Origin of the sequence: Vibrio genomosp. F10 str. 9ZD137 (assembly GCF_049974785.1) — a bacterium.
Lineage (GTDB): Bacteria > Pseudomonadota > Gammaproteobacteria > Enterobacterales > Vibrionaceae > Vibrio.
On record NZ_JBNGCJ010000125.1, the window covers coordinates 1 to 621 of the forward strand.

1 protein-coding gene is annotated in these 621 nt (G+C 46.1%); it reads right to left on the reverse strand.

The window, feature by feature from the left end:
* Positions 1-621 (reverse strand): penicillin-binding transpeptidase domain-containing protein (locus tag ACP45E_RS01490; RefSeq protein ID WP_277815669.1); only part of this gene is annotated, 621 nt, incomplete at both ends.

The following is a 621-nucleotide window of genomic DNA, read 5'->3' on the forward strand; positions in this document are numbered from 1 at the left end:
CCGCTCTTCCGATCTGATTGTTTTCGATAATATGAATAGGTTGATATTCGCCGTAGTTTCCCAAGGTCGCATAAGCATGAGCCAGCTGAAGAGGGGTAATGGTTAACCCATAGCCAAAGGAGAGCGTGGCGATTTCATGTTTTGACCAGCGTCGTCTGTTGGGAAAAATACCCGACGTTTCACCGACCAGGTTAAGACCCGACGTTTCACCAAAACCGACCGAACTGTACATACCTAATAGCGCTTCAAGCGGCATATCCAAAGCCAATGTTGCAACACCTATATTACTCGACTTTTGCAATATCGTCGTTAAGTTCGCTTTTCCTACCTTTGAGGTATCCACCACTCGACTACCACCAATACGCATGATGCCGTTGCCCGTATCGATCACCGTATCTTTTGTCGCTGAACCATTTTCAAGAGCCGCTAAAACCACAAAAGGTTTAACGGTAGATCCGGGTTCAAACGCATCGGTGATCACTCGGTTTCTCATTTTAAATGATTGCAAATCTGAGCGGTTATTCGGGTTGTAAGATGGCGCATTAACCATCGATAAAACTGCGCCGCTTTTTACATCTAACAAAATAGCCGATCCTGAGGTTGCTCTGGTATCGGCAACCG